The 25700-nt window shown below is 69.2% G+C and carries 26 protein-coding genes; 17 read left to right on the plus strand and 9 right to left on the minus strand.

Annotated features, from left to right (window positions below):
• Window positions 1-200: 200 nt before the first annotated feature.
• The gene (locus EV644_RS23325) at window positions 201-1496 is read left to right on the plus strand and encodes an MSMEG_0569 family flavin-dependent oxidoreductase (protein ID WP_132190818.1); all 1296 of its coding nucleotides are present in this window, start codon (window positions 201-203) and stop codon (window positions 1494-1496) included.
• A 19-nt stretch (window positions 1497-1515) separates the two neighbouring features.
• Here the strand turns inward: EV644_RS23325 and EV644_RS45475 are convergent, their stop codons facing one another.
• Window positions 1516-1782, minus strand: coding sequence for a hypothetical protein (locus EV644_RS45475; RefSeq protein ID WP_199239955.1), 267 nt, complete (start codon window positions 1780-1782; stop codon window positions 1516-1518).
• Window positions 1783-1822: 40 nt separating this feature from the next.
• On the opposite strand from EV644_RS45475, the gene EV644_RS45480 reads away from it, so the two are divergent.
• The 7 genes from EV644_RS45480 to EV644_RS23360 are packed head-to-tail and all read left to right on the plus strand — an operon-like array spanning window position 1823 to window position 7977.
• A complete protein-coding gene (locus tag EV644_RS45480) occupies window positions 1823-2134 on the plus strand; it encodes an amidohydrolase family protein (RefSeq protein WP_199239956.1) in 312 nt (103 codons plus the stop codon).
• Between the two features lie 27 nt (window positions 2135-2161).
• Window positions 2162-2683 (plus strand): MSMEG_0572/Sll0783 family nitrogen starvation response protein, encoded by a 522-nt coding sequence (locus EV644_RS23335; protein WP_132190819.1) that lies wholly within the window; start codon window positions 2162-2164, stop codon window positions 2681-2683.
• A gap of 13 nt (window positions 2684-2696) precedes the next feature.
• The gene (locus EV644_RS23340; protein ID WP_132190820.1) at window positions 2697-3776 is read left to right on the plus strand and encodes an MSMEG_0568 family radical SAM protein; all 1080 of its coding nucleotides are present in this window, start codon (window positions 2697-2699) and stop codon (window positions 3774-3776) included.
• On the plus strand, window positions 3773-5215 hold the full coding sequence (locus tag EV644_RS23345; protein ID WP_132190821.1) for an MSMEG_0567/sll0787 family protein: 1443 nt from the start codon (window positions 3773-3775) through the stop codon (window positions 5213-5215). The genes EV644_RS23340 and EV644_RS23345 overlap by 4 nt, the downstream gene beginning before the upstream one ends.
• Window positions 5212-6051 (plus strand): carbon-nitrogen hydrolase family protein, encoded by an 840-nt coding sequence (locus tag EV644_RS23350; RefSeq protein WP_132190822.1) that lies wholly within the window; start codon window positions 5212-5214, stop codon window positions 6049-6051. The genes EV644_RS23345 and EV644_RS23350 overlap by 4 nt, the downstream gene beginning before the upstream one ends.
• Window positions 6052-6061: 10 nt before the next feature.
• Complete coding sequence (locus EV644_RS23355; protein ID WP_241998656.1) at window positions 6062-6886, plus strand: carbon-nitrogen hydrolase family protein; 825 nt, start codon at window positions 6062-6064, stop codon at window positions 6884-6886.
• Complete coding sequence (locus EV644_RS23360; RefSeq protein ID WP_132190823.1) at window positions 6886-7977, plus strand: MSMEG_0565 family glycosyltransferase; 1092 nt, start codon at window positions 6886-6888, stop codon at window positions 7975-7977. The genes EV644_RS23355 and EV644_RS23360 overlap by 1 nt, the downstream gene beginning before the upstream one ends.
• A gap of 5 nt (window positions 7978-7982) precedes the next feature.
• On the opposite strand, the gene EV644_RS23365 is transcribed toward EV644_RS23360, so the two are convergent.
• Window positions 7983-8351 carry a ferritin family protein gene (locus EV644_RS23365; protein ID WP_241998658.1) on the minus strand — a complete coding sequence of 123 codons (369 nt, stop codon included), beginning with the start codon at window positions 8349-8351 and terminating at the stop codon, window positions 7983-7985.
• Window positions 8352-8581: 230 nt separating this feature from the next.
• On the opposite strand from EV644_RS23365, the gene larE reads away from it, so the two are divergent.
• Window positions 8582-10051, plus strand: coding sequence for an ATP-dependent sacrificial sulfur transferase LarE (gene larE, locus EV644_RS23370; protein ID WP_132190824.1), 1470 nt, complete (start codon window positions 8582-8584; stop codon window positions 10049-10051).
• A gap of 203 nt (window positions 10052-10254) precedes the next feature.
• Window positions 10255-10638, plus strand: coding sequence for a cold-shock protein (locus tag EV644_RS23375; protein WP_132190825.1), 384 nt, complete (start codon window positions 10255-10257; stop codon window positions 10636-10638).
• A gap of 79 nt (window positions 10639-10717) precedes the next feature.
• On the opposite strand, the gene EV644_RS23380 is transcribed toward EV644_RS23375, so the two are convergent.
• The gene (locus EV644_RS23380) at window positions 10718-11458 is read right to left on the minus strand and encodes a TetR/AcrR family transcriptional regulator (protein WP_132190826.1); all 741 of its coding nucleotides are present in this window, start codon (window positions 11456-11458) and stop codon (window positions 10718-10720) included.
• Window positions 11459-11581: 123 nt separating this feature from the next.
• On the opposite strand from EV644_RS23380, the gene EV644_RS23385 reads away from it, so the two are divergent.
• Window positions 11582-13204 (plus strand): MFS transporter, encoded by a 1623-nt coding sequence (locus EV644_RS23385; RefSeq protein ID WP_132190827.1) that lies wholly within the window; start codon window positions 11582-11584, stop codon window positions 13202-13204.
• A 34-nt stretch (window positions 13205-13238) separates the two neighbouring features.
• Here the strand turns inward: EV644_RS23385 and EV644_RS23390 are convergent, their stop codons facing one another.
• Window positions 13239-15182: an MFS transporter gene (locus EV644_RS23390; protein ID WP_132190828.1), complete on the minus strand. Its 1944-nt coding sequence runs from the start codon at window positions 15180-15182 to the stop codon at window positions 13239-13241.
• Window positions 15183-15289: 107 nt separating this feature from the next.
• On the opposite strand from EV644_RS23390, the gene EV644_RS23395 reads away from it, so the two are divergent.
• Complete coding sequence (locus EV644_RS23395; RefSeq protein WP_132190829.1) at window positions 15290-16186, plus strand: DUF3027 domain-containing protein; 897 nt, start codon at window positions 15290-15292, stop codon at window positions 16184-16186.
• 1 nt (window position 16187) lies between these two features.
• Here EV644_RS23395 and EV644_RS23400 read toward each other — a convergent pair whose 3' ends face one another.
• A complete protein-coding gene (locus tag EV644_RS23400; protein WP_132190830.1) occupies window positions 16188-16505 on the minus strand; it encodes a DUF2530 domain-containing protein in 318 nt (105 codons plus the stop codon).
• Between the two features lie 112 nt (window positions 16506-16617).
• Here EV644_RS23400 and EV644_RS23405 point away from each other — a divergent pair, with 112 nt between their 5' ends.
• Window positions 16618-18090, plus strand: coding sequence for an NCS2 family permease (locus tag EV644_RS23405; protein ID WP_132190831.1), 1473 nt, complete (start codon window positions 16618-16620; stop codon window positions 18088-18090).
• Here the strand turns inward: EV644_RS23405 and EV644_RS23410 are convergent.
• Window positions 18051-18242 (minus strand): hypothetical protein, encoded by a 192-nt coding sequence (locus EV644_RS23410; RefSeq protein WP_132190832.1) that lies wholly within the window; start codon window positions 18240-18242, stop codon window positions 18051-18053. The genes EV644_RS23405 and EV644_RS23410 overlap by 40 nt on opposite strands.
• Window positions 18243-18509: 267 nt before the next feature.
• Here EV644_RS23410 and EV644_RS23415 point away from each other — a divergent pair, with 267 nt between their 5' ends.
• Window positions 18510-20573: a S9 family peptidase gene (locus EV644_RS23415; RefSeq protein WP_132190833.1), complete on the plus strand. Its 2064-nt coding sequence runs from the start codon at window positions 18510-18512 to the stop codon at window positions 20571-20573.
• Between the two features lie 24 nt (window positions 20574-20597).
• Here EV644_RS23415 and EV644_RS23420 read toward each other — a convergent pair whose 3' ends face one another.
• The 3 genes from EV644_RS23420 to EV644_RS23430 form a co-directional block, all read right to left on the minus strand.
• Window positions 20598-21695: a hypothetical protein gene (locus EV644_RS23420; RefSeq protein ID WP_132190834.1), complete on the minus strand. Its 1098-nt coding sequence runs from the start codon at window positions 21693-21695 to the stop codon at window positions 20598-20600.
• A 250-nt stretch (window positions 21696-21945) separates the two neighbouring features.
• Entirely contained in the window at window positions 21946-22245 is a 300-nt protein-coding gene (locus EV644_RS23425) for a GNAT family N-acetyltransferase (RefSeq protein ID WP_158292909.1), read from the minus strand.
• A 68-nt stretch (window positions 22246-22313) separates the two neighbouring features.
• Window positions 22314-22763: a MarR family winged helix-turn-helix transcriptional regulator gene (locus EV644_RS23430; RefSeq protein WP_132190836.1), complete on the minus strand. Its 450-nt coding sequence runs from the start codon at window positions 22761-22763 to the stop codon at window positions 22314-22316.
• A 67-nt stretch (window positions 22764-22830) separates the two neighbouring features.
• Between EV644_RS23430 and EV644_RS23435 the strand changes: the two genes are divergently transcribed.
• The 3 genes from EV644_RS23435 to EV644_RS23445 all read left to right on the plus strand — a co-directional run bounded on the left by EV644_RS23435 (window position 22831) and on the right by EV644_RS23445 (window position 25231).
• Window positions 22831-23268: a MarR family winged helix-turn-helix transcriptional regulator gene (locus tag EV644_RS23435; RefSeq protein ID WP_158292910.1), complete on the plus strand. Its 438-nt coding sequence runs from the start codon at window positions 22831-22833 to the stop codon at window positions 23266-23268.
• Window positions 23269-23483: 215 nt separating this feature from the next.
• A complete protein-coding gene (locus EV644_RS23440; RefSeq protein WP_132190838.1) occupies window positions 23484-23933 on the plus strand; it encodes a MarR family winged helix-turn-helix transcriptional regulator in 450 nt (149 codons plus the stop codon).
• Window positions 23930-25231 carry an MFS transporter gene (locus EV644_RS23445; RefSeq protein ID WP_132190839.1) on the plus strand — a complete coding sequence of 434 codons (1302 nt, stop codon included), beginning with the start codon at window positions 23930-23932 and terminating at the stop codon, window positions 25229-25231. Before EV644_RS23440 ends, EV644_RS23445 begins: the two co-directional genes overlap by 4 nt.
• Window positions 25232-25700: the final 469 nt, after the last annotated feature.

Genomic DNA, 25700 nt, shown 5'->3' on the forward strand with positions numbered 1-25700 from the left:
GGCCATGGGTCGTCCCTCCCGTCCTTCCGGCTCACTGTAGTGAGCGACCAGGCGACCGCGCCTGATCGTTCTCGTGGTTACCCACCCGAAACCTGGGAGGGTGATTCGGAAACGGGAGTTTGTTCCGGAGGCAATCGGCCGGCAATCGGGCGGTCCTTCACTGGATGACATCCAGGCAGGACCGATTCCCGGGAGCCGACATGCCGCAGGTCAGAGTTCGCGACGGTGCGCACTACGCCGTGGTGGTCGTCGGTGGCGGACAGGCCGGGCTGGCGACCAGTTGGCAGTTGACCGCGCGGGGCATCGACCACGTGGTCCTGGAGGCGGACCGGGTCGCGAACGAATGGCGCGACCGCCGCTGGGACTCCTTCTGCCTGGTGACACCGAACTGGCAGTGCGACCTCCCCGGATTCCCGTACGCCGGGGCCGACCGCGACGGGTTCATGGTCCGCGACGAGATCGTGGCCTACCTGGAGGACTACGCGCGCTGCTTCGACGTACCGCTGGCGGAGGGGATCCGGGCGACCAACCTGGAGGAATACCCGCAGGGGTTCAAGCTGACCACTGACGCGGCCACGATCACTGCCGACCAGATGGTCATCGCGACCGGCCCGTACCAGCGCCCCAAGATCCCCCGGATGGCCGAACGGCTCCCCGGTGAAGTCCTCCAGCTCCACAGCTCGCAGTACCGCAATCCCGGGCAGTTGCCGGCGGGTGAGGTGGTTGTCGTCGGCACCGGCCAGTCCGGCTGCCAGATCGCCGAGGACCTCCACCTCGCCGGTCGGCAGGTGCACCTCGTGACGGGAAGCGCGCCACGAGTGGCGAGGTTCTACCGCGGTCGCGACGTGGTGGCGTGGCTCGACGAGATGGGCTACTACGTCAAGGGAATCGAGGAGTTCGACGACGTCGACGCCGTCCGGTTCCGGGTCAACCACTATGTCACAGGCCGCGACGGTGGCCGCGACATCGACCTGCGCCGGTTCGCCCTCGAGGGCATGAATCTGTACGGCCGGTTGGTCGCGATCGGCGGCAGCGACCTGCACTTCGCAACGGATCTCCGGACGAACCTCGATCATGCGGATGCGGTGTCCGAAGGCATCAAGGACTCCATCGACGCCTTCATCGGGGCGCGCGGGATCCAGGCGCCGGGGGAATCCCGTTATCAACCGGTCTGGCAACCGTCGGTTGAGCCCGAGAAGCTGCCACTGCAGGAGATCAGCGCCGTTGTCTGGAGCACCGGATTCTCCCGCGACGACTCGTGGATCCGCGTCCCGGTCTTCGACGGCCGCGGCTACCCGACCCACCGCCGGGGAGTGACGAGTGTGCCCGGCCTCTACTTCGTCGGCCTGCCCTGGCAGCACACCTGGGGATCCGGGCGGTTCGGTGGCGTGGCAGCCGACGCGGCGTACCTCGGCGACCAGATCGTGCAGCGTCGGATGCAGACCGGCGTCCGCTGGATCGCCGGCCTCCCGCGGTCGGAGAAGACTGTTGCGTAAGGCAATCGACATGTCGACATCAGACGCACATCGGCACCTCGGTGTCCTCCCGGCCTATCCCTTCTACGGCGGTCCGCCCGTCAATCCCGACCTCACCGCCCGCGCCACCATCGACGAGCTGCTGGCCGACCTCGATGCCGAGGGCACCGACCGAGCGCTGGTGATCCCGAACTACGGCGTGCCCGACGTCGCGGTCTCCTTCGCCTTCAACGACCTCGTGGTCGAGGCAGCGTCCCGCGACGACTGGATCCGGGCCGGGCACCTCGGCCGGCGCCGCGTCCGACATCGACCACGTCGGTCACCTGGTCGAGACGTACGCCGACCGGGTGCCGCTGCACCTCGTCCACTTCGGCGGCGGGATGAGCGGCCACATCAAGCTGATCGGGTCGCGCTTCTTCGACTGGATCGAGTCCGGCAGGCGCGTCTACGCCGACCTGTCCTGGGCGATCGGGTTCGCGCCGGCCTGGCTCGCCGCCGAGATCGAGCGGCGCGGCCTCGGCCATGACCGGGTGCTGTTCGCCAGCGACCAGCCATGGGGCGACCACGCCGGCGAACTCGCCCGGATGTGCGCCGCGATGGGCGACGGCGAGCTCGCCGACCACGTCTTCCACCGCACCTTCAGCCACCTCTACGACTGATTCACCCCAACCCCGCAAGGAGAAGTCATGCCCGAACTGGCCGAACTGACCGAGCTCGAGACCAAGAGCCTCGAGGAGATCCCGCACCCGTCGCTGCCGCAGGGGTCGAGCATCTACGGCGGTACCAAGGTCTTCCCGGACTACCAGGCCGAGGACGGCGAGACCTACTTCACCCTGGTGCACGGCATCGCGCACGAGTCGTCGGTGAGCTTCGTCGCGATCCTGCAGGCGACCCGGGCGCAGCGCAAGGGCTTCGAGTCCGCGATCTACTTCTACGGTCCGGGATCGCTGAACTGCCTGGCCACCCGGGGTTTCCCGACCACGGGCAACTCGGCCTTCCCGGGCGAGCACAACATCAACGAGTCACTGAAGACCTTCATCGCCGAGGGCGGCAAGGTCTACTGCTGCCGGTTCGGGCTGTCCCTGCACGGCGCCCGCGAGGAAGACCTGATCGAGGGCGTCATCCCGACGCACCCGCTGGACGTCCAGGACGCGCTGATCCACTACGCGCGCAAGGGCGCCATCATCAACTCGACGTACATGTTCTGAGGGGACGACGACCATGAGCGTTGGCACCGACGAATCCGTTGACGTGTTGTCCACCCGGGCCGAGATGGCCGTGTACGGCGTGCAGGTGGACGCCCCGGTCAGCCGCAACAAGGGCGCCGGCCCGAGCGACGACGGGCATCTGGTCGTCGACGGTGCCAACGCCACCCTCCCGATCGTTGCGGACAGCCCCTACCAGGTCCGGGACGGCGCGGTCTTCCGCGACGGCCTGAACCTGGGGCTGTCGGTCGAACCCGTCCGCCGGCCCAAGTTCTACGACCTGACCACCGCGGACGGCATCCCGTACCAGCAGATCGCTCTGCTGCACGGCAAGGACGTGCTGGCCACGACCGTCGTACAGACCTGCATCCGGTACGACGAGTCGACGCGGTGCAGGTTCTGCTCCATCGAGGAGTCCCTGCGCAGCGGCAGCACGGTGGCGGCGAAGACTCCCAGGCAACTGGCGGAGGTCGCCGAGGCAGCTGTGCGGCTGGACGGCGTCACCCAGATGGTGATGACGACCGGCACCACCACCGGCCCGGATCGCGGCGCACGCAACCTGGTCCGCTGCGTCCGGGCCGTCCTGGAAGCCGTGCCAGGCTTGCCGATCCAGGTCCAGATCGAGCCACCTGGCGACCTCTCCGTCATCGCAGACCTGTACTCCGCGGGCGCCACCTCGATCGGCATCCACGTCGAGTCCCTCAATGACGAGGTCCGCCGCCGTTGGATGCCAGGCAAGTCCACCGTGCCGTTGAGCGAGTACGACACCGCGTGGAACGAGGCAGTCCGCGTCTTCGGCCGCAACCGCGTCTCGACGTACCTCCTGATCGGCATGGGCGAGGACCCGGACGAATTGGTCGCCGGCGCCGGCCGGCTGATCGCCAGAGGGATCTACCCGTTCGTCGTACCATTGCGGCCGATGCTCGGTACGTTGGCTCGGGCCGATGGCGTGATGCCGCCGGACCCGCGAGTGGTTCGCGACATCACCGCCCGGGTGGCCGCCTTGCTGGCTGACGCCGAGATGCGCGGCGCGGACCAGGGCGCCGGTTGTGCCGCCTGCGGAGCCTGCAGCCTGCTGTCAGCGGCCGGCTCATGAGTACTGCGACCGAGGCGGTCCCGCAGCAAGCGCCGGTCGTTCCGAGGCAGTTGACGGGTGCTCGGCGAGCGGCCGACGTCCTCGCGCTGCTGGGAGACCCCGTCGCGGCTCAGCCGTCGTTCCTGATCGAGGAGGCCGCGGACACCGGAGCCGTGCGTTCCTACCGCGAGCTCAGGCGGCGAGCCTTCGTCGAGGACCAAGGCCTTTTCGACGGCAGCGACCTCGACGAGCGCGACGAGGATCCACGGACCATCGTGCTGGTTGCTCGAGACCTGTCGGGCGTGGTGATCGGCGGTGTCCGACTCGGCCCCGCAATGGCACGTCCGGATATCGGCTGGTGGCAGGGCGGTCGGTTGGTGAGAGCCAGAACCTCCAGTTCATCGAATGGCGTGGGAGCCGCGCTGGTGAGGGCCGCCTGTGCTCGGGCCGAGGCAGCGGGAGCCCTGCGGTTCGACGCGACCGTGCAGACCGGGACGCATCGGTTCTTCCAGCGGCTCGGCTGGGAGACGGTCCGTCCTGTGGAGGTCGCGGGAACGCCGCACGTGTTGATGCGCTGGCCGATCGGCCGTATCGCGCAGTTGGTCGCCGCGACGAAGAGCGATCTCGGTCCTCTGTTGCAGGGGATCGGACCCGCCGGCTTCATCGGCGACGACGGAGCACCGGTGCCCGGCAGTGACCTCGTGGCGGCGTGCGACGCGATCGTGCCGTCGTTGGTCGAGCGGGATCCCGAGTGGGCCGGCTGGTGTTCGGTGCTGGTGAACGTCAACGATCTGGCGGCGATGGGTGCCGAACCGGTCGGACTGCTCGACGCGATCGGCGCGCGGGACAGGTCGTTCGCCACCAGGATCCTTTCCGGGCTACGCCAGGCGGCACAGGCGTACGGCGTACCGGTGCTGGGCGGGCACACCCAGTTCGGTGTTCCGGCGGCCTTGAGTGTCACCGCGTTGGGCAGGGCGGACCGTCCGGTGCCAGGAGGCGGCGGGCGGCCCGGGGACGCAGTACGGCTGACGGCTGATGTCGGTGGTGGCTGGCGGCCGGGCTATGCGGGCCGTCAGTGGGATTCGACCACCCATCGGTCGGGAGCTGAGCTGCGGTTGATGACGAAGGCGGTCAAGGAAGCCCAACCGGCAGCGGCCAAGGACGTGTCGATGGCGGGTGCCGTCGGCACGCTGGGCATGCTCGCCGAGGCGAGTGGTTGCGCGGCGGTGCTGGAGGTCGCGGACATCCCGAAGCCCGCGACGGCCTCGATGGGCGACTGGCTGACCTGCTTCCCCGGTTTCGCGATGCTGACGGCCGGATCCCGCGAACTCCGGGCCGGTCCGGCGCAGAGCAGTGCATGTGGACAGCTGATCGAAGGGCAGGGCGTGAGTCTGCGCTGGCCCGATGGCGAGGTGACCGAGGCCGTCGCGGCCGGGGTGACCGGAATGGGCGCGGCATGACGGGCTTGCGGATGGCGGCGGTCGCCGCGAACTTCGACCGAGACCTGGAGGCCGACTTCCAGCGAGTCGGCAGGCTGATCTCCGAGGCACGTGCGGCCGGGGTGCGGCTGCTTGCGCTGCCCGAGGGCGCACTCGGCGGCTACCTGCTCAGCCTGGACGGGACCGCCGAGCCGCCACCCGCGTTCGAAGTACAGGGTCCTGAGATCGCGAGGCTCGCGGCACTGGCCGGGGACATGGTCGTCACCGCCGGGTACGCCGAGGCCGACGGCGGATTGATCTACAACAGCGCGGTCTGCGTTACCGGCGACGGCGTACTCGGTCATCACCGCAAGGTGCACCAGCCTTTGCAGGAGGACGCGCACTACGCGGCCGGGGACCGGTTCGAGGCGTTCGATACGCCGGTCGGGCGGCTCGGGCTGATGATCTGCTACGACAAGGCGTTCCCCGAGGCCGCGCGCGCTCTGGCGATGGACGGCGCGCAGATCATCGCCTGCCTGTCGGCCTGGCCGGGTGCCCGGACGAACCCGGACCCGGACCTCACCAAGGATCGGTGGAAGCGGCGCTTCGACCTCTTCGACCGAGCTCGGGCGCTGGAGAACCAGGTGGTCTGGCTGTCGTCGAACCAGTCGGGGATGTTCGGCTCACTGCGGTTCGTGGCCAGCGCGAAGATCGTCGATCCGGGTGGCGAGATCCTCGCGGACACGGGCGTCACCGAAGGGATGGCGATCGCGGAGGTCGACGTGGAGGAGGCGCTCGAGCTGGCTCGCCGGTCGATGGGACACCTGCGGGACCGGAGGCCGGAGACGTACGGCGCGCCCGAGCTCGCGCGGGCCTGACGCTGTGGGTGTGACGAAGGCTCTGCGGATCGGTGCGGTCGCGGCCGGCTTCACCCGGGATCTGGAGTTCGACCTGTCCCGGCTCGAGGCGCTGATCCGGCACGGCCGCCGGGAAGAGGTCGGGCTGCTCGTGCTGCCGGACGCGGCACTCGGCGGCTATCTGTTCGACCTGAGCCGATCCGACCACGACGACCTGCCGCCCGCACTCGAGCTGGACGATCCGCTGATCGCCAAAGTGATCGCGATGGCCGGCGAGATGGTGGTCTGCTTCGGCTTCTGCGAAGCGGCCGGCGACAGCCGCTACAACACGGCTTTGTGCGTGACCGGCGACGGCATCCTCGGCAAGCATCGCAAGGTCCACCAACCGCCGGGCGAGCGGGCGGTCTACGCGGCCGGCGACCGGTTCGAGGCGTTCGACACCCCGGTCGGGCGGCTCGGAATGATGATCGACTATGACAAGACCTTCCCCGAGGCAGCGCGGGCGCTCGCTATCGACGGCGCCGAATTGATCGCCTGCCTGAACGCCTGGCCGACCAGCATCACCAACCGCGCGCCACGGATGAACGAGGACCGCCAGTCCCGGCTGTTCGACCTCTACGACCGGTCCCGGGCCGCCGAGAACCAGGTCGTACTGGTCTCCTCGAACCTGACCGGCTCGATCGGCGGGATGCGCTTCCTCGGCCAGTCGAAGGTGGTCGGACCGGGTGGCGACATCGTGGCCCGCACCTGGTCCAAGGCCGGTATCGCGATCGCCGAGCTAGACATCCGGTCCGAGATCGAGCTGGCCCGCCGGGTCCTGCGGCACCTGGACGAGCGACGCCCCGAGGTCTACTGATGCGGATCGCCTTGCTCAGCTACTCGACCAAGCCGCGCGGCGGGGTCGTGCACACGCTCGCCCTGGCCGAGGCGCTGGCCGCGACGGGCGCCGACGTCACGGTCTGGTCCCTCGGACGAGGCGGCGACACCGCGTTCTACCGTCCTGTAGATCCCCGGGTCCGGCTGTCGGTGATCCCGTTTCCCGCGATCGAGGGAGAGGGCGTCGGTCCACGCATCCTGCGTTCGATCGCCGTACTCCGGGACGCGTTCGACCCCGAGCCGTATGACATCGTGCACGCCCAGGACTGCATCAGCGCGAACGCGGCCGGCCGGTGCGTCCGGACAGTGCACCACCTCGACACCTTCACCACCCCAGAGCTGGTCGCTTGCCACGAACGCGCCATCGTCCAGCCATACGCCCACGTCTGCGTCTCAGCCGCCGTTGCCACCGAACTGTCCGAAGGCTGGGGGATCAAGGCAACAGTCATTCCGAACGGCGTCGACTCATCCCGCTTCGCCGCTGCAGCAGCCAGTACGCCGACCGCCGTCGCCGCTCGTTCCGTCTGGCGCGAGCGCCTCGGCCGGTACGTCGTGACGGTCGGCGGCATCGAACCCCGCAAGGGCTCACTGGACCTGCTCGAGGCCTATTCGTTGCTCTCCGCAACAGATCCCGACGTGCGCCTGGTGATCGCCGGAGGGGAGACCCTCTTCGACTACCGGGACTACCGGGCCCGGTGGGGAGCCCGTGCTGTCGAGCTCGGGGTCACGCCGATCGTGCTCGGCCCGGTCGCCGACGAAGTACTGCCGTCGCTCGTCGCGGCCGCGGACGTGTTCGCCTTCCCTTCTGCGAAAGAGGGTTTCGGCTTGGCGCCGATGGAAGCATTGGCGGCCGGAGTACCGCTGGTGATGTCCGATCTGCCGGTACTGCGCGAGGTCTTCCGCGACGCAGCGACCTTCGCGAACGGTCCGCAGGAGCTCGCCAAGGCAATCGGGCAAGCCCTGGCCGACCCTGCACCGGATCAGCGGGCACGAGGCCGTGTGCTGGCGGCCGGCCACAACTGGCAGACCGCCGCTCAGGCACACCTCGATCTCTACGACTCCTTGCGCTGACCGCGTCAGCGGACGGCGGCGAGGGCGGCGGAGTCCTCGTCGCCGAAGACATCCTCGAGCTTTTCGGGGGAGTAGTCGAGGTCGATGCCGGCCACGTCGGCGCCGACGGCAGACTCGATCGCGCCGAGGCGGCGGGTGGCGCGGTCGCCCGCGTAGGTCATCAGGGCGGTCGGGTCGATCTCCGGCGGGACCTCCGGCATGGTGTCCAGGGCCCACTGGATCTGGGTGAGGGCGTGCGGGAGCAGTTCCTCCATCGTGTCGGTGACGACCTTCCAGTTTGACTCGTCGGCGGCGATGTGGCGGCGGCGGGTGAAGGTGCCCCAGGCCATGTGGCGGCGTTCGTCGTCGCCGATCCGGCGGATGAGTTCCTGCATGCCGGGCAGTACGCCGCGGCCGGTGCAGAGGAGGTGCAGATCGGGGGTGTGCCAGCTTCGAGCTGTGTGGTCATGGCCGGCTCCCGGCGGTCCGGGGTTGGTTAATGTCTATTTTCCTACTGAATTACTAGACTTAAAGGCTTGTCCGGGATGCGAGACCGGGTGTCCGGCCGTCTCGGGATCGCGACGGGCAGAGTGGGGCCGGCCGGGGAAGAAGTAGGGTTGGGGACGTGTCAACCGCCGAGATCCAGCCGCCTTCCGTGACCACCGACCTGCCGGAGCTTGTTGTCGGATTCGACCTGGACATGACGCTGATCGACTCGCGGCCGGGCATCGGGGCCGTCTGGGATCTGCTCGCGGCCGAGACCGGCGTACCGATCGACACCGACCTGGTGGTGAGCCGGCTCGGGCCGCCGCTGACCTGGGAGATGGCGAACTGGTTCCCCGAGGACCAGGTCGACGCGATGGTCGCGCGGTACCGCGAGCACTACCCGTCGCACGCGATCACCGGCAGTCTGCCGCTGCCTGGAGTGGCTGAGTCACTGGCCGCGATCCGGGCGCTGCGCGGACGCACGGTGGTGGTGTCGGCGAAGTACGCGCCTAGCGTGAAGCTGCACCTGGACCACCTCGGGCTGGACGTGGACGAGCCGATCGGCGATCTGCATGGCGCCGAGAAGGGCATCGCGCTGCGGGAGCACCAGGCGACCATCTACGTCGGCGACCACACTGCTGACATCGACGGCGCCCGCGCTGCCGGTGCCGTCGCGGTGAGCGTTGCCACCGGGCCGTTCACCGCGGACGAGCTGCGCGCCTACGGTGCGGACGTCGTACTGAACGACCTGACCGAGTTCCCCGCCTGGCTGGACGAGTACGTGCTCGAGCAGCGGCTGGAAGCGTTGATGGAGCGGCTGTCGGGCTACCAGAGCATGGTGGTCGCGTTCAGCGGTGGCGCGGACTCCGCATTCCTGCTGGCAGCGGCCGCGCGCGCGATCGGCCCGGCCAACGTGGTCGCGGCGACCGCCGTCAGCCCGAGCCTGCCGGTGGCCGAGCTGGAGCCCGCCGCACGGTTCGCCGACAGCGTCGGCGTTCGGCACGTCACCCCGCACACGCACGAGATGGACCGCGAGGGGTACCAGGCCAACGCGGGCGACCGGTGCTACTTCTGCAAGGCCGAGCTGGTGGAGACGTTGCAGCCGATCGCCGACGAGTTCGGTATCGACGCGATCGCCACCGGTACGAACGCGGACGACGCGATCGCCGGGTTCCGGCCGGGCATCCGGGCCGCCTTCGAGCGCGGTGCGATCACCCCGCTCCGGGACGCGCGGCTGACCAAGGCGCAGATCCGAGAGGCCTCCCGCAGCTGGGGGCTGGAGACGTCCGACAAGCCGGCCGCCGCCTGCCTGTCCAGCCGGATCGCTTACGGCATCCGGATCACGCCGAACCTGCTGGTCCGGGTGGACCGCGCCGAGCAAGCTGTCCGTGACCACCTCGCTCCGTACGGCGTACAGAACGTCCGGGTGCGGGACCTCGGCGAGTCGGCGAGCATCGAGATCGACGCCGGCCTACTCGGCACGGTCGACACCTCGGCGTTGGTCGAGCTGGTCCGGGCCGAGGGGTTCGCCGCGGCCGCCGTCGACCCCCGCGGCTTCCGCTCGGGATCGATGAACGAGCGCCTCCCCGATCCCGAGCGCTACCGCTGAGCTGGTGTGCCCGACGTACCGTGGAGAGTGAGCCGGGGCTCGCCGAGGAGTACCAGAATCAGGGGTGCGGAATCGTTGCCTCATCAGGTAGTTTCCGACAGGCGCAGCCACCCCGGGTTCACGTACGCTGGGTAGCCGGCCCCGGGCAGCCTGTCCGGTACCCCCTCCGTCCTGTTCCGACGATTGACACCGAAGAGGTTCCCGTGCCTGTAGGCAAGGTCAAATGGTATGACTCCGAGAAGGGGTTCGGCTTCCTCAGCAAGGAGGAAGGCGGGGACGTCTATGTCCGGGCGGAGGCCCTGCCGGCTGGAGTGACCAACCTCAAGCCGGGCCAGAAGGTCGAGTTCGGGGTCGTCGAGGGCCGCAAGGGTGAGCAGGCGCTGCAGGTCCGGCTGATCGACCCGCCGCCCTCGGTGGCGAAGGCGATGCGGCCGAAGCCCGAGGAGATGGCGCTCGTCATCGAGGACCTGATCAAGCTGCTCGACAACATCGGCGAGGGCTACCGCCGCGGCCGCCACCCAGACAGCAAGGCCGCCCGTGGGGTGGCCACCGTGCTCCGAGGCGTCGCGGACAAGCTCGACATCTGACCCGACCCTGTACTTCGCTGCGCCCTGCCGCACGTTCCTGAGGACGTGCGGCAGGGCGCAGCCGCAGTACGGGCCGTTGTCAGGCGGTGCGGCGGGTGATCAGGGCCTGGATGCCGTCGAGGACCGTGTTCAGGCCGAAGGAGAAGTCGTCGGCGTCGTAGTCGACGTCGAAGTCCGAGGTCCGCCGGGCGGCCAGGTTGCCCGCGATGGCAGGGAAGCGCTCGGGGTCGGCCAGCAGCTTGAGCCGCCGGGCGTAGGTCAGGTTGGCCTCGCCGGCGTCCTCGGCCTTGGTCGCCATGTCCATGGTCAGCGCCCCGACCCCGCGGACGTAGATGTTCACCAGCAGCATCGCGGACAGGCTGTCCTGCGGGGTCAACGGTGTGTCCTCGAACGCGCGCAGCCCGTTCTCCATCCACTCCAGCTGCAACGGTGACAGCGGCGGCTCGAACACCGGTACCTGGAGCGCCCAGGGGTGCCGCCGGATGGCGTCCCGGAACGTCATCGCCCAGGTGGTGATCCGCGCCCGCCAGTCCGCCCCCGGGTCCACTGGAGCCGGCGGCCCGAAGGCTTCCTCCAGCATCACGACGTACAGGTCGTCCTTGGAGTCGACGTACCGGTAGAGGGACATCGTGGTGCGGCCGAGCTCGGCCGCCACCTTGCTCATCGAGACCGCCCCGAGGCCGCCGGCGTCCGCGAGCCTGATCGCGGCGCGGGCGAGATCGCTGATGTGGAACGTCGGCTTCGGCCCCGGCCGCGCCGGTCCCTCGAGTCCCCACAACTGCTGCAGCACCCGCGGCAGGTCGTCCGCCGTCTCGCTCATCCGGTACTCCTCCCGATCCCGTGAACTCCCGGAATCTTATCTGTTTACATCATAGACAGATGCTTGCTATGGTCTGCGTATGGCGCACACAGTGTGCGACGTACACAGATATCTGGAGGGGTCATGAGCACTGCGGAGCTCGCCGGTCCGAAGGCCGGCCGGAAGGAATGGATCGCACTCGGCGTGCTCGCGCTGCCGCTGCTGCTGGTCTCGATGGACGTGTCGGTCCTGTACTTCGCGGTCCCGTTCATCAGCGCCGACCTCGGGGTGTCGGCGACCGAGCAGCTGTGGATCTTCGACATCTACGGCTTCGTGCTCGCGGGCCTGCTGATCACGATGGGCTCGCTGGGGGACCGGATCGGCCGGCGCCGGCTGCTGATCTTCGGTGCGATCGCGTTCGGCCTCGCCTCGGTCGCGGCGGCGTACTCGCAGACTCCCGAGCAGTTGATCGCCGCCCGCGCGGTGCTCGGCATCGGTGGTGCGACCCTGATGCCGTCGACGCTGGCGCTGATCCGGAACATGTTCCACGACCCGGTCCAGCGCGGTAAGGCGATCGCGTTCTGGAGCGCGGTGATGATGGGCGGCATCTCGCTCGGCCCGGTGCTCAGCGGCGTCCTGCTGGAGCACTTCTGGTGGGGCTCGGTGTTCCTGATCAACACCCCGGCGATGCTCCTGCTGCTGGTCCTCGCGCCGGTGCTGCTGCCTGAGTTCAAGGCAACCGTGCGTGGGCGCTTCGACCTGCTCAGCTCGTTCCTGTCGCTCGGTGCCGTGCTACCGGTGATCTGGGGCATCAAGGAACTGGCCGCGCATGGTGTCGCCATGCTGCCGATCGTCAGCATCGTCGTCGGTCTCCTTGTCGGACTGGCCTTCATCCAGCGGCAGCGCACCGCGGAGCACCCGATGATCGAGCTGCCGATGTTCCGCAACCGCGCCTTCAGCGGCGCTCTGGCCGCGAACACCGTCGGCATGGTCGCGCTGGTCGGCAATGCGGTCTTCATGACGCAGTACCTGCAACTGGTCCTCGGGATGAGCCCGCTGAAAGCGGCCCTGTGGTCCCTGGTTCCGTCGGTCGTCGTGGGCGGCGCGGCACCGCTCGGTACTGCGCTGGCCCGGAAGGTCGATCGGGCGTACGTCCTGGGCGGCGGGTTCGTGGTCGCGGCGGCAGGGTTCGGCGTACTGACTCAGATGCAGGTCGAGTCGAGCCTCGTAGTACTGCTGGGTGGTGCGGGTCTGCTCGCCGCCGGGCTGGTGATGGTGATGGCGCTGGTGACCGAGGCCGTGGTCGGCTCGGTCGCACCGGAGCGAGCCGGCTCGGCGTCCGCGCTGATGGAGACCTGCAGCGAGTTCGGTGGCGCACTGGGCATCGCGGTCCTGGGAAGCATCGGTACTGCGGCCTACCGGAGCGACCTGGACACGCACCTGCCGTCGGGCCTCCCCGCCGGTGCCGCAGGAGCCGCTCGTGAAGGTCTGGCCGGAGCCACCGCCACTGCCGCCCAACTCCCAGGCAACCTGGCCGACGCGCTGCTCAGCACCGCCCGCCACTCCTTCAACCACAGCATGAACGTGGCCGCCCTGGTCGGCACCATCCTCCTCGCCACCACCGCAGTCGCCGTGACCCTCGTCCTCCGCGGCACCTCGCACCCGACTCCGGCCGTCGGCGAACCCGCGGACCACGAGGGCGACGAGAGTGAGGTCGCCGGGGGCAACAAGCTGGCCGAGGTGGGTGGTGAACTGAGTAAGCGTTGAGTCGGCGCGGAGTCAGTGCTGACGCAGGGCAGGGTCAGCGTGGGGGCCGGCGGGTTGAGCCGGCATCGGGGTCCGACCGGCGTCGCCGGAAGGGCCCCGTCCTGCGTTCGGGTGCCTCGTCGCGGGGCGGCTGCTTGTTCTCGACGGTCTTGTCGGCGGCCCAGGGAGCCTCGTCCTCGAGGGTCTCGTCTTCGTCCGGCTGACCGCTCCACCAGCGGCCGACCGCCTGTCCCTGCACTCCACCGGATTCCCGGGGCTGCTGGTTGTCGGTCGGGTCGGGGCGAGGCTTGGAGTCGTCGTCGTTCGGATTGAAGCGGAGCTCGACGGTGGGCTCGGTGTAGCGGGTGCGGGAGTCCGTTCGCGGACGGTTGGCGCGGCGTTCGGCGATCGACTCCGGGTCGCTGGTCAGGATCGTGCGAGTGGTGCCGGTCCGCGGCTCCGGCGGACCGCCCTTGCCCGCGGGCTCGCGGCCACCTGAACCACCCGAGCCGCCAGAGCCCGAGCCGCCAGGACCGCCCGAACCGCCGGAGCCCGGACTGCCAGGGCCGCGCTTGGTGGGTGAGCCGGGACGGGGGCCTCGTGCGGGAATGGCGGGCTTGTGGCGGACGACCAGGACGACCACCAGGACGAGGATCGCGGCGAGGAAGCCGAAGCCGACGCGGGGCATCAGGGGGAGGAGGATGCCGCAGCCGCCGCCGAGCACCCAGGCCAGCTGGAGGACGGTCTCGGAGCGCGCGAACACCGACGTCCGGACCGACTCGGGCACGTCGCGCTGGATCATCGCGTCCAGCGACAGCTTGCCGAGGGAACTGCACAGCCCGGCGACCAGGCCGAGCGTGATCAGCATCGGGAAGCCGTAGAACACCGCGACCCCGACGGCGACCACCACGTCCGCGAGCAGCACGACCAGGACGACGGTCTCAGGTTTCCTTGCCTTGAGCAACGACCCGGCGATGGTCCCCAGGCTGTTGCCGATGCCGGCGGCGGCGATCACCGCACCCGCGGCGACCACGCCGTCGATCCCGCTGATCGGCCGGTCCCGCAGCAGGAAGGCCAGATACATGGTGAGGAAGCCCGAGACGAACCGCAGTCCCAGGTTGCACCGGATCCCACGCGCCACCGCCGCGGTGATCGCCCGTCGCCGGGCGTCGCGTCCCGCAGTACCCGTCATCTCTTCGCCGGCGGGGGAGTCGACGCGGCTCGGCAGGCGGATCGCGAGGATCAGGCCGATCGTGTAGACAACCGCGGCCCAGCGCAGTGACCACTGCGGCCCGATCGCGGCGAAGGCAGCCGCGAGGCCGGCCCCGACGGTCGCGCCGGCCAGACCGGCCAGAGAGATCCGTGAGTTGGCCGTGACCAGGGTGACGTCCTTGGGCAACAGCCGCGGTACAGCGGACGCGCGGGTGACCCCATAAGCCTTGGAGGCGACCAGACAGCCGAGCGCGGCCGGATACAACCAGGCAGAGCTCTCGTGGATCGACGCGGCAAGGCTCCAGACCAGGAAGCCGCGCAATCCCAGCGTGGCCCCGATCGCCCAGCGACGCCCGTGCCGGAAACGGTCCAGGATCGGCCCGATCAGTGGCGCCATCAACGCGAACGGCGCCATCGTCAGGACCAGGAACAACGCGACCCGGTCACGAGCCTGCGAGCTCGGTACCGCGAAGAACACCGTCCCCGCGAGTGACACGGCGAAGGCGGTGTCACCGGCCGCGTTCACCGCGCCCAGCTCGATCAACCGGGACAGACCTGATTCGCCCGCTCCCTGCGCGCCGGTGAGGCCGCGGATGCGACGCCCGGTCGCCTTGCCGAAGCGGCCGGTGACGTTCGCGGTCTTGCGGGACGCGGAGGCGAAGCCGGTGGCGCCGGACTTGGACGCCTGCCCGACCTTCTTGCTCGCGCTGCCGAGCCGTTTGCTTGCGCTGCCCAGCCGCTCACCCGCCGTACTGCGCGGCTGCTCTGCGGGATCCGGGCTTTCCATGTCACCATCCTGCCTTGCGGTGGGGACAGACCGCAGTGCCGACCGCGCGCGTTTCTCGTCACGGTGCCGTTCGGTTCGGAGCCGCGCCCGTGCGAGAATGACCGATTGTGACTCCCGTCAAGACTCCGGACCCGGTTCGCGCCAAGCCTGACGCCATCAGCGTCGCGGCGGTCGAGGCTGCCCGCGAGGCGGCGATCGAGGAAGCCGGCGCCGCCCAGGTCGGGGAACACCTCGGTCACCTGGTCGAGGGCGAGCGGCTCGTCACGCACTACTTCGCCTCGACCCACCCCGGCTACCGGGGCTGGCGCTGGGCCGTCACGGTGACCCGCGCCTCCCGCGCGAAGACCGTCACCGTCAACGAGGTCGTCATGCTGCCGGGCGACGCGGCGATCGTGGCGCCCGAGTGGGTGCCGTGGTCGGAGCGCGTCCAGCCGGGCGATCTCCGCCCGGGCGACCTGTTCCCCACGCTGCCGGACGACCCGCGGCTGGAGGCCGGATTCACCGACACCGGTGCGCCCGAGGATGTGCTCGAGGTCGTCGAGGAGCTCGGGCTCGGTCGCGAGCGGGTGCTGTCACCGACCGGCCGGCAGGAAGCGGCCGACCTCTGGTACTCCGGCGAGTTCGGCCCGACGTCGCCGATCGCCCAGGCCGTTCCGTACAAGTGCTACACCTGCGGGTACTCGGTCCGCCTCGCGGACAGCCTCGGTCAGGCGTTCGCCGTCTGCACCAACGAGATGGCGCCCGGGTTCGGGCGGAGCGTGTCCTTCGACTACGGCTGCGGAGCCCACTCGGACGTGGTGATCGATTCGCCGGACCACCCGTCGACCGAGCACGCCTTCGACACCACCGGGTACGACGAGCTCGCGATGGAGTCCGCCCCGGTGACCGACGACGAGGTACAGGAAGCCGACGCGGTCCAGGCAGAGGTTGAGGCGGCCGCCGAGCCCGAGTCGGACGACGAGGTCCTGGAAGAGGCCGCCGAGTCGGATCAGACCGAAGGCTGAGTCAGTCCTCGGTGGGCGGGCGATGGCCCGCCTGGATGGCGGCCCAGCGGCGGCGGCAGTAGGCGAGGCCGATCCAGCCCAGCCCGAAGCCGGCCACGGTGACCCACAACCACCACTCGGTGCCGTTCTTCTTCAGCTCGTCGCGGAAGATCAGCAGGACCACGAAAGCGATCGCCCAGGCGATGATGCCGGTGATCACTGACGGGATGCCGGACAGGTCGAGCGGCTTGACCTCGGCGTGCACCAGTTCGCCCCGGGCCAGCTGACTGGTCGGGTCGGTGCGCTTCTTCGAGGCCGGCGTCTCGTCCTGGTCTGCCACGCGTCCACCTTAGTCCCCGCCCACACCTATCCGGCGGTGCGGTCAGCCGGGCGGCGACACGGGTTCGCGGAATCTCTCGCCACCCGGCGCCACGAACTGGCACCATTCCGACATGAGCTCGCCCCAAGCTGACACCGCCCGCTCCCGATCCAGCCTCGTCGACTCCTTCTTCAAGATCAGCGATCGTGGCTCGACCGTCGGCCGTGAGGTCCGCGGCGGGCTGGTCACCTTCTTCACGATGGCCTACATCGTGGTGCTGAACCCGCTGATCATCGGCACCGTCAAGGACGGCGCCGGCCAGTACATCGGCGGCGGCCTCGATCCCTCGGTCTCGATCGCCAAGGTCGCGGTCGGTACGGCGCTGGTCGCCGGGGTTGTCACCATCCTGATGGGGCTGGTGGCGAATTTCCCGATGGCGCTGGCCGCCGGTCTCGGCCTGAACGCCTTCATCGCCTTCAGCGTGGCGGCCAAGATGACCTGGGCCGACGCGATGGGCCTGGTGGTGATCGAGGGCATCATCATCCTGATCCTGGTGCTGACCGGGTTCCGCAGGGCGGTCTTCGAGGCGGTGCCACGACAACTCAAGATCGCGATCAGCGTCGGCATCGGCCTGTTCATCGCGTTCATCGGGTTGGTCGACGCCGGCTTCGTCCGCCGGCCCGCGGCGCCGAGCGGACCGCCGGTGGAACTGGGGGTCGGCGGCAACCTGCGCGGCTGGCCGGTGCTCATCTTCGTGGTCGGCCTGGTCGTGATCATCACGCTCTACGCCCGCAAGGTGAAGGGCGCCATCCTGATCGGGATCCTGGCGGCCACCGTGCTAGCGATCGTGGTGGAGTCGATCTTCGAGGTCGGCGCCCGGACCGCCGACAACCCCGCCGGCTGGGGCCTGAGCGTGCCGAAGTTGCCGGACGACTGGTTCTCCAAGCCGGACCTCGACCTGATCGGTGAGTTCAACCTGTTCGGCTCGTTCGAACAGGTCGGCGTGATCGCCGCGGTGCTGCTGATCTTCACCCTGATGCTGGCAGACTTCTTCGACACGATGGGCACGATGACCGCGATCGGCGCGGAGGCCGGCCTGCTCGACCAGGACGGCACCCCTCCGAACACGCAGCGCATCCTGATCGTGGACAGCGTCGCGGCCGCCGCCGGTGGAGCCGCCTCGGTCTCCAGCAACACGTCGTACATCGAGTCCGCGTCCGGTGTCGGTGAAGGGGCGCGGACCGGGCTGGCGAGCGTCGTCACCGGGATCTGCTTCCTGCTCTCGATGGTGGTCGCGCCCTTGGTCACCCTGGTCCCGTACGAGGCGGCCACGCCGGCGCTGGTGCTGGTCGGGTTCCTGATGATGATGCAGGTCAAGGGCATCGACTTCGACGATTTCGAGATCGCGTTCCCGGCGTTCCTGACCATCATCCTGATGCCGTTCACCTACTCGATCTCGGCCGGGATCGGCGCCGGGTTCGTCTCCTACGTGCTGCTCAAGGTGGTCCTCGGCAAGGCCCGCGTGGTGCACCCGCTGATGTGGATCGTCTCCGCGCTCTTCGTCATCTACTTCGCCATCGGCCCGCTCGGTGACTGGCTCACCTGACGCTGTGTGACCGACCGGACGGCCAGCAGGTGCCAGGCCAGCCGCTCCGCGTCGTACTCGGCGTCCGCGGGCCCCACCACCAGGCCCGAGACCGCCTCGCGCAGTTCCTCGATCAGGTCGCCGGTGGCCAGATCGGTGTACTCCGTGGTCATCCGCGTTCTTCCTCTGAGAGAGTTCGTTCTGGTGCTCCCATTGGATGCCGCCGGCCGGTTCGCCCGCATCGGCCACACCTGCTCATCTTTGGCGTCCGGCCTACCCACATCTCAGCGCCGGAGCGTGGATTGGTAGAGTTACGTCCGTCCGGGTTCTCCGGCAGCCACGACCGATCCACTCGCTTGTCCCTCCCAGAAGTGTCCGATCGCTGTCGTACTCTCACTTCCCTCAGTACCGGTGCGGATAGGAAGCCCAGAGTCTCGGTTATGGATACGAACGAATTCCCTGCCCAGTTCGCGCGGACCCGCCGCTTCACCCTCGGCCTGCCGCGCGATTTCACCTTGTCACCCGATGGAAACCGGGTGCTCTTCCTGCGCACCCGCGGCGGCGAGGACCGCGGTAGTTGCCTCTGGCTCCAACAAGCGGGCGAGGAGCGTCTGCTGGTCGCCCCCGAGCATCTCGGCGCCGACGGCCCGATCCCGGAGGCGGAGCGGATCCGCCAGGAACGTGCCCGCGAGAGCTCGGCCGGTGTGGTCGCCTACTCGGCCGACACGACGCTGAGCAAGGTCGCCTTCGCCGTCAACGGCCGCCTCTGGACGCTCGACCTTGCGCAGCCGGAGTCGCTCCGGCAGGTGGAGACCGCCGGGTCGGTGGTCGATCCGCGGCTGGATCCGACCGGCAGCCGCGTCGCCTATGTCACCGACGGGGCGGTGCACGTCCTGGAGCTTGCCGATGGCAACGAACTGCGACTGACCGGGGATGAGGATCCCGAGGTCAGCTGGGGCCTGGCCGAGCACGTCGCGTCGGAGTCGATGGGTCGCTACCGCGGTCACTGGTGGTCGCCCGACGGCACCCGGCTGCTGGCCACGAGGGTCGACCTCACCCCGGTCCAGCGCTGGTGGATCGCAGACCCGGCGAACCCCGACCGGCCGCCGCGCCAGATCGCCTACCCGGCCGCGGGCACTCCGAACGCCCTGGTGACCCTGCACGCCTTCGACCTGGCCGGCGGATCCGTCGAGCTGACGTGGGACCACACGGCGTACGAGTATCTGGTCTCTGCGGCCTGGGACACCCACGGGCCGTTGCTCAGTGTGCAGTCGCGCGATCAGCGGACGCTGCGGGTCCTCGCGGCCGATCCGGAAACCGGCGAGACCCGACTGCTGCACGAGCAACTCGATCCCGCTTGGGTGGAGATCATCCCCGGGACGCCGGCCCGCACCACCTCGGGCAGACTCGTCCACACCGCCGACGAGGGGAAGACGCGCCGACTCGTGATCGACGGCGAACCGGTGACGCCGGAAGGCCTGCAGATCCGTGCTGTGCTGGAGGTTTCGGGCGAGTCCGTCCTCTTCGAGGCGACGGACGAGCCGACCGAATGCCACCTCTGGCTGTACGACGAATCCGGGCTGCGCCGGTTGAGCGACGGTCCGGGTGCTCACACCGGCACGCGGGTCGACGGTGCGCTGGTGCTCTGCTCGAACACCGAGTCCGGCCGAGCGTTCGTCGTCCGCCGCGAAGGCCGTCCGGACGAGCCGATCACCTCGCACGTCGCGCAACCCTTGGTGACTCCGCGGATCACCTGGTTGAAGGCCGGGCCGCAGGAGTTCCGTACCGCGTTGCTCCTGCCGTCCTGGCACCAACCGGGCAACCCGCTGCCGGTGCTGATGGCGCCGTACGGCGGACCGGCGATGCAGATCGCGATGAAGGTGACCGGCGGGTGGTTCTGCACGGCGCAGTGGTACGCCGAGGCCGGGTTCGCCGTGGTCATCGCGGACGGCCGCGGTACGCCGGGGCGTGGACCAGCGTGGGAGAAGACGGTCCACCGGGACACGTTGACGGCTCCCCTCGAGGACCAGGTGGTGGCGTTGCACGCGGCCGCGGAGTACTGCCCTGACCTCGACCTGACCCGCGTCGGGATCACCGGCTGGAGCTACGGCGGCACCCTCGCCGCGACCGCGGTACTGCGGCGGCCGGACGTCTTTCACGCGGGGATCTGTGGCGCCGGTCCGAGCGATCAGCGGTTGTACGACACGCATTGGCGCGAGCGGTTCCTCGGCCATCCGGACGAGCACCCGGAGGACTACGACCGGTCGTCGCCGATCAATGACGCGGCGAAGCTCGAGCGGCCGTTGCTACTGGTGCACGGCCTGGCCGACGACAACGTGGTGGCCGCCCACACCTTGAGGATGTCGGCGGCTCTGCTCGCGGCGGGACGTCCGCACCAGGTGCTCCCGCTGTCGGGCGCCACCCACAGACCTACCGAGCCTGCCGCGGTGGCAGGTCTGATGCGGTTCGAACTGCAGTTCCTGAAGGACTCGCTGAAGGTCTGACCTGCTGAGGCCCGCGCCCCTTGCTCAGGGGCGCGGGCTGTCCGCGGGCAGCAGGCGGGCGCGCAGGTCGAGGTACTCCGTGCGGGCGGTGAAGAGTTCCCGGAGTTCGGCGGTGACGTTGTCGAGGAACTCGGTCCGGTACGTCGCGTCCGTCATCAGCGAGATCGAGTAGTAGAGCCCGGTGAAGTTCGCGATGCCGACGGCGACCTTGACCAGGGAGGCGCTGATCAGCAGCGGATGCCCGAGCAGATCGAATTCGTACGACCAGGCGCCCGGGCTGACACCCCACTGGTCGTAGATGTGCTGGCTGATCGCAAGCAGGCCGAAACCGACGAAGAACAGGCCGACGCCCGTGCTGACCACGAGCACCTGCATCCATTGCCGGACCACCAGGCTGATGCTGAGGTTCAGTCGCTGGATCCGGCGCAGCGGGGGACCCGAGCCGGCGTCCTTCTCGATCTCGTCCAGTTCCTTCGGCAGCCGCAGCATCAGGAAGAGGTCGCTGAGCAGGGCGAACGCGAGCGCGAACAAGACGATGAAGGCGACCGGCATACCGGCGAACACCTGCCACATCTCGGTGTTCACGAACAGCACCAGAGAGAACACCAGCAGCAGCGGCAGCGCCCGAACCAGGCTGGCCACCGAGCTCGCCAGTTCGGCGCCGAGCCGGTGCAGGCCCCAGAACGTCGTACCGATCAGGCCGTAGCCGACCACGGCGTAGATCAGGCCGACGAGCAGAAGGTTGCCGAGGGCCACTCCGAAGGACTGCCGCAGCTGGCCCTCGGAGGCGAGCGGGAGCAGCGCCGGGAGCAGCACGAAGACGGCGAGCTCGGCGATGCCGAAGCGGGTCGGGAAGGACCAGAACGGCCGGCCGCGGAGCCGGTTGAGCACGCCGAAGCCGCCGATCAGGACGGCCAGGCCGGCGAGGGCGGCGAGCAGGTTCTGCCAGAGCGGCCACTCGAGCGAGGTGGCGCCGAGCATCTCCAGGATGAAGACGAGCGCCAGCAGCGGGGTCGCCCGGCTGAAGATGTCGTGCGCCGGTGAGAAGTCCTCGATGAACAGCGGCAGCCCCGCGCGCCGGAAGCGCTGCTCGTACCGGGCCAGCTCCGGTGGTGTCCCCATGCCAGCGAACCCTAGTCGCCGTCGAAGGGCATCGCCTGAGATCCAGAAGGATTCCGCGGCACCTGTCGACGCACGGTTCAGGCGACCACCGGTATCCACTGGCGATAAGTGCGGCGGAACAGCGCCCGGCGAGGTCATCATCCAGTCCGGTAGCGTCAGACCCGCGATCGGGGCTTCAGGAAGATTCGGTGGCGCAGCGCCGTCGGACTGGAGGGTCGCTTCGGAAAGGTCCACTTCGCCGCCGGCCGGGTCAGGGGTAGAGCCGGAACCCGTCGAACCTGGTGTGCGGCAGGCTGTCGTAGAACGGGTTCGACTGCGAGGTGGACAGCAGGTCGATGCGCTCGGCTCCGGACGACCGGAACGCGGCCTCCACCAGCAGCCGGGCGATCCCGCTCCGGCGGTGCTCGGCCGCGACCGCGAGGAAGGTCAGGTACCCATGGTGCCCGTCGGTGAGCAGGTGCGCCGCACCCACGACCTTCCCGCGCCGAACCGCGATCGCGCCCGGCGCAGCCCAGTCCCCTGACGTCCACCAACGAGTCGACCTCGACACTCGCCGCCTCGTCACCGATCAGAACAGCTGACCCCCCGCGGCCGGGCCGGCCGTGTGCGCGAGCTTTCTCACGCCGGCGCATCCTCGAACGCGGCCGCGTCGATCGTCGCCTGGTCGGTCTCGGCGATCTGCTGCAGAAGGGCGCGGGCTGCCTCGACCTGGGTCGCGTCGAAGAGGCTGAACACCCGACCGGTCACCGTGCCGATCCGGTCAGAGAGGGACGCGAAGCGCTCGGCTCCTGCGGGCGTGAGGCTGAGCTGCTCGTCGCCGTCCTCGAGGAGTCCGTCGGCGGCGAGGCGCGCGAGCAGCGCATCCACGCTCCGGTCGTCGTACCCGCTGGTGAAGAGCAGTTCCTTGACAGTCGTCGTCGGAGTACCGCCGCGCAGGCCGAGGGCGTTGAGCGTAAACCACGCGCCGGGCTCGAGGTCCTCCTCGGTGAGGATCCGGATCAGAGGACCGCGCAGGTTGCGCTCAGCGAGGGCCATCGCAGTACCGAACGGGAGTCTCGGTGCGTTCACCGTCGTGCTCCTTCCTACAATGGACAGTTACCTGTCCACCGTAATCGAAAGACAGGAGACTGTCTATATGCCTGAGCGACCCCAACCACTCATCGGGTTGCTGCTGCGCCTGGCGAACCAGCGCTGGTCCACCGAGATGGACGCCGAGCTCGACAAGCTCGGTGTCCGCGACCTCACCGCGGCACATGCGCGAGTGATCCCGTTCGTACCGCCCGAGGGCGTCACCGTCCAGGCGCTCGCCGCAAAGGCCAACGTGCGCAAGCAGACCATGGCCCACAGCGTCGATCAGCTAGTCGCTGGCGGCCTGGTCGAGCGCCGTCCAGATCCCAACGACCGGCGCGCGTCGCGCGTCGTACTCACCGAGGCCGGGCTCGCGATCCGACCGATATCGCGCCAGGCCGGAGGCACCGTCGAGCGCGCCTGGGCCGACCAGCTCGGCGAGGACCGACTGGAGGCGCTCCGGGCGGCGCTGATCGAATTGGTCGGGTACGACGCAGGCATCTAGACGCGATCGAACAGCCGGTCGAGTCCCATCCGCGCTCGACGTGCCGGCGGTGCTAGCCAATGGGTAGTTCGCGTGCCCGTGCGCGTTGATTGGCGCGGGCAGCAGTGAGCTCGGCATGGGCGTGCCCGGGTCGGGGTGGAGTCACCGGTTGACTGCGTGCGGAATACGGCGGCAACTCATTTTCGTTAGCAAAGGTAATGAGTTAGGCTAAACACATGCCCGAAGTCGTAGCCCAGCAGGTGAAGAGCGACGTCGGTCTGGCCAGCGCCCTGAGATCGTCCACACTGCGGCTGTCCCGGCAGATCCGCCGGCAGCGTGTGGACAGCCACGACCTCACCGCGAACCAGCTCGGCGTGCTCGGTGCACTCGGCAAGCACGACGCGATGACGATCGGCGAGCTGGCCACGCACGAACAGGTCAAGCCGCCGTCGATGACGCGGATCGTGTCGAACATGGAGGAGGCGGGCCTGGTCGCTCGCCGCCCGCACGAGACCGACAAGCGCCAGATCGTGGTCGAGCTGACCGACGCCGCGCACCACCTGCTGCGCGCCAACCGGCGCCGCCGCGACGAGTGGCTGCAGACCAAGCTGAAGAAACTGACCCCCGAGGAGCGCGACATCCTGCGCAAGGCAGCACCTGTTCTCGAACGCCTGGCGGCCCCATGAGTCCGACCTTCCGCGCGTTCAAAGTCCGCAACTTCCGTCTCTACGCCACCGGCGCGATCATCTCGAACACCGGCACCTGGATGCAGCGGGTCGCCCAGGACTGGCTGGTCCTTGAGCTGACCCACTCCGGGACGGCGCTCGGCATCGTCACCGGCCTGCAATTCCTGCCCGCCCTGCTGATCTCGCCGTATGCCGGCCTGATCGCCGACCGGTTTCCCAAGCGCCGGGTGCTGACCGTCACCCAGCTGGCGATGGGGACCGTCGCCCTGGTCCTCGGCACCCTGGCGGTCACCGGACTGGTGCAGGCCTGGCACGTCTTCGCACTGGCCTTCGTGTTCGGCATCGGCACCGCCTTCGACGCGCCGACCCGGCAGTCGTTCGTGGTCGAGATGGTCGGCAAGGACGACCTGTCGAACGCGGTCGGCCTGAACTCGGCGTCCTTCAACGCGGCCCGGCTGATCGGCCCGGGGCTGGCCGGTCTGCTGATCGCCTGGATCGGGACCGGGCCGGTGATCATGATCAACGGCTTCAGCTACGCCGCGGTGATCCTGTCGCTGTACCTGATGCGCCCCGACGAGCTGCACACCCCGAAGATGGCCGGGCGCGAGAAGGGCATGATCCGCGACGGGATGCGCTACCTGTGGCGCCGGCCGGACCTGATGATGGTGCTCGTCGCGGTCTTCTTCGCCGGCACCTTCGGCCTGAACTTCCAGATGACGTCCGCGCTGATGGCGACCAGCGCGTTCGGCAAGGGCGCGGGGGAGTACGGCATCCTCGGCTCGATCCTGGCGATCGGCTCGCTGGCCGGGGCGCTGCTCGCCGCCCGGCGGGTCCGGACCCGGGGCCGGCTGGTGATCGGGGCCGCGCTCGCCTTCGGCGCGATGGACATCGCCAGCGGCCTGATGCCGTCGTACCTGTCCTTCGCCGCGGTGCTCCCGCTGGTCGGGTTCACCGCGCTGACCATGCTGACCGCGGCCAACGCGACCATGCAGCTCGGCATCGAGCCGACCATGCGCGGCCGGGTGATGGCGCTGTACATGACGGTTCTGATGGGCGGTACGCCGATCGGGTCGCCGTTCATCGGGTGGGTCGGCCAGGAGTTCGGCGCCCGGTGGTCGCTGATCGTCGGCGGCGGTCTCACCATGCTCGGCGTGACCGGATCGGTGCTCTACTTCTCCCGTCGCCAGGGCCTCGCCATCCGCCCCCGCCTGCTGCCACGCCCCCGCCTGGAAGTCTTTCCCCAGACCGAGCTCCTCGCCGACAAGGCAGCAGTGGGCGTCGCCCCCCGGGTCGCCTGACCCCGCGTTGCGTTCCCGTGGCTGGGTAGTCGCGAACAATGCGCTGGACAGGTTCCACACCGGCATGAGCCAGAGAGGTTGTCTCCCCGAGTTGGTGTGGTTCCGCCGGCGACAGTGCGGGTGGTTGCGTCCCCGGGCTGCGTGATGGTGCTAGTCGGGGCGGTGTGCGTCAAGAGCGCTTCGCGTCCCTTCGGGATCGGAACAAGTTCCGACTCTTGACGCACACCACCCCGACCAGGGAAGGACGCAGCTATCCCGGGGCCGCTGAGGGGTGTGGCGACAAGGCCCAGGGGAACACGTCTGGTGGACAAGGTGCGGGTCCTGGGGCGCCGGCAGGCGGTCGGTGGCGGGTTGTTCGGCCGCTGGCGCCTTATAGAGCCTGTTGAGAAATGGGTGTGGCGGTGGTGTGGGTCACCGGGTGGGCGTTCGAGTATTGGGTATGGCGAATTCGTATCGGCCGGTTGATCGT

The sequence above is a fragment of the Kribbella orskensis genome, from assembly GCF_004342085.1.
In the GTDB taxonomy this organism is placed as follows: Bacteria; Actinomycetota; Actinomycetes; order Propionibacteriales; family Kribbellaceae; genus Kribbella; species Kribbella orskensis.

Bases quoted from the DNA above. Each gene is read 5' to 3' on its own strand.
- EV644_RS23435 (WP_158292910.1), top strand. From the start codon at position 22,831: ATGCCTGAGCGACCCCAACCACTCATCGGGTTGCTGCTGCGCCTGGCG.
- EV644_RS45475 (WP_199239955.1), bottom strand. From the start codon at position 1,782: ATGTCGGACGCGGCGCCGGCCGAGGTGCCCGGCCCGGATCCAGTCGTC.
- EV644_RS23335 (WP_132190819.1), top strand. From the start codon at position 2,162: ATGCCCGAACTGGCCGAACTGACCGAGCTCGAGACCAAGAGCCTCGAG.
- EV644_RS23380 (WP_132190826.1), bottom strand. From the start codon at position 11,458: ATGAGCGAGACGGCGGACGACCTGCCGCGGGTGCTGCAGCAGTTGTGG.
- EV644_RS23360 (WP_132190823.1), top strand. From the start codon at position 6,886: ATGCGGATCGCCTTGCTCAGCTACTCGACCAAGCCGCGCGGCGGGGTC.
- EV644_RS23440 (WP_132190838.1), top strand. From the start codon at position 23,484: ATGCCCGAAGTCGTAGCCCAGCAGGTGAAGAGCGACGTCGGTCTGGCC.
- EV644_RS23420 (WP_132190834.1), bottom strand. From the start codon at position 21,695: ATGGGGACACCACCGGAGCTGGCCCGGTACGAGCAGCGCTTCCGGCGC.
- EV644_RS23385 (WP_132190827.1), top strand. From the start codon at position 11,582: ATGAGCACTGCGGAGCTCGCCGGTCCGAAGGCCGGCCGGAAGGAATGG.
- EV644_RS23340 (WP_132190820.1), top strand. From the start codon at position 2,697: ATGAGCGTTGGCACCGACGAATCCGTTGACGTGTTGTCCACCCGGGCC.
- EV644_RS23365 (WP_241998658.1), bottom strand. From the start codon at position 8,351: ATGCAGGAACTCATCCGCCGGATCGGCGACGACGAACGCCGCCACATG.
- EV644_RS23445 (WP_132190839.1), top strand. From the start codon at position 23,930: ATGAGTCCGACCTTCCGCGCGTTCAAAGTCCGCAACTTCCGTCTCTAC.
- EV644_RS23325 (WP_132190818.1), top strand. From the start codon at position 201: ATGCCGCAGGTCAGAGTTCGCGACGGTGCGCACTACGCCGTGGTGGTC.
- EV644_RS23405 (WP_132190831.1), top strand. From the start codon at position 16,618: ATGAGCTCGCCCCAAGCTGACACCGCCCGCTCCCGATCCAGCCTCGTC.
- EV644_RS23410 (WP_132190832.1), bottom strand. From the start codon at position 18,242: ATGACCACGGAGTACACCGATCTGGCCACCGGCGACCTGATCGAGGAA.
- EV644_RS23350 (WP_132190822.1), top strand. From the start codon at position 5,212: ATGACGGGCTTGCGGATGGCGGCGGTCGCCGCGAACTTCGACCGAGAC.
- EV644_RS23390 (WP_132190828.1), bottom strand. From the start codon at position 15,182: ATGGAAAGCCCGGATCCCGCAGAGCAGCCGCGCAGTACGGCGGGTGAG.
- EV644_RS23345 (WP_132190821.1), top strand. From the start codon at position 3,773: ATGAGTACTGCGACCGAGGCGGTCCCGCAGCAAGCGCCGGTCGTTCCG.
- EV644_RS23415 (WP_132190833.1), top strand. From the start codon at position 18,510: ATGGATACGAACGAATTCCCTGCCCAGTTCGCGCGGACCCGCCGCTTC.